The sequence below is a fragment of the Streptomyces sp. NPDC104309 genome, assembly GCF_055584025.1.
In genome coordinates this window covers 1-1,532 of the sequence record NZ_JBVJMV010000141.1, presented here as the reverse complement: position 1 = coordinate 1,532, position 1,532 = coordinate 1, and the positions used below count along the sequence as shown (strand labels likewise).

1 protein-coding gene is annotated in these 1,532 nt (G+C 65.9%); it reads left to right on the top strand.

The annotated features are described in order from the left end of the window. Positions 1-1,419 (top strand): group II intron reverse transcriptase/maturase (ltrA, locus tag ACZ68L_RS46875; RefSeq protein ID WP_469591039.1); only part of this gene is annotated, 1,419 nt, incomplete at its 5' end. Positions 1,420-1,532: the final 113 nt, after the last annotated feature.

Genomic DNA, 1,532 nt, shown 5'->3' with positions numbered 1-1,532 from the left:
CTACGTGCACCGAAAGGTGCCCGCGTGGTTCGGACCGGGGGCCGCTGGAGCAGGACCGTGGTAACACGGCACCTCGCCAGCGGCCTACCGGTGTTGCACGATCCGGCGACGCTGTTGGCGGCGTTCGGCCGGGTCGCTGGCAACCAGGGAGCCCGGACTCCCGGCGTCGATGGCCTGACCGCCACCGATGTCGAGGAGTCGATCGGTGTTCCCGGGTTCCTGAACGACCTGCGGGCCTCCCTCAAGGACGGCTCTTTCCGTCCTTTGCCGGTGCGGGAACGCAGCATTCCCAAGCCGGGAGGCTCGGGGAAGGTCCGCAAGCTCGGGATTCCGACGATCGCGGACCGGGTCGTTCAGGCAGCGCTGAAGCTGGTGCTGGAACCGATCTTCGAGGCCGACTTCAAGCCGGTCTCCTACGGGTTTCGGCCCCGACGGCGGGCCCAGGACGCGATCGCCGAGATCCACTACTTCGGCACCCGGGGATATCGCTGGGTGCTGGATGCGGACATCGAGGCATGCTTCGACTCGATCGGCCACACGGCTCTCATGGACCGAGTGCGTCACCGAGTGAGGGACAAGCGCGTCCTGGCACTGGTCAAAGCCTTTCTCAAAGCCGGAGTCCTCACGGAACTCGGCGAGAACAAGGAAACACTGACCGGCACCCCGCAAGGCGGCATCCTGTCCCCACTGCTGGCGAACATCGCCCTGTCGGCGCTCGACGAGCACCTGCACGGGCCCTGGGAACCAGGTGGGGCAATGGCCACCGAAGGCAAACGCGCCTACCGGCGCCGCAAAGGTCAACCCACGTGGCGGGTCGTCCGCTACGCGGATGACTTCGTCGTCCTGGTGCACGGCACCGAGGCCGACACCGCGGCACTGCGCGAAGAAATCGCTGACGTGCTCGAACCTCTTGGTCTGCGTCTTTCGCAGGCCAAGACCCAGATCGTGCACATGAGCGACGGGTTCGACTTCCTGGGCTTCCGCATCCAGTGGAAACGCAAAGGAGGGACGGCCAAGTGGCACGTCTACACCTTCATCGCCGACCGGCCCATCCGGTCGCTGAAGGCGAAGGTCCGTGCTCTGACAGGCAGGACATCGCAGCAGGATCTTGCCACCGTGCTGAAGAGACTCACTCAGATCATGCGCGGTTGGGCCAACTACTTCAAGCACGCTGTCGCCAAGCATGTCTTCGACAGGCTCGACGCTTTCGTGTGGTGGCGTCTCATCCGCATGCTGCGGGAACGTCACCGATGGAGTTGGGGCGACGTCCGCCGCCGGTTCACCACCCCCACCGGGCGGTGGCTTCCGATCGCGGCGGACGGGATCGATCTGTTCCGGATCGCATCGGTCACGGTCAGCCGTTACCGATACCGAGCCAGCACGATCCCCAGCCCTTGGCAGCCTGCGAACCCCGTCTGACGGCAGAGACCGTGGAGAGCCCGTTGCGTTGAGAGACGCACGGCGGGTTCGGCGAGAGGTCCGGAGAAACGGACCGGGAGCAATCCCGGCACCGCGCTCCGGGCCTACTCAGC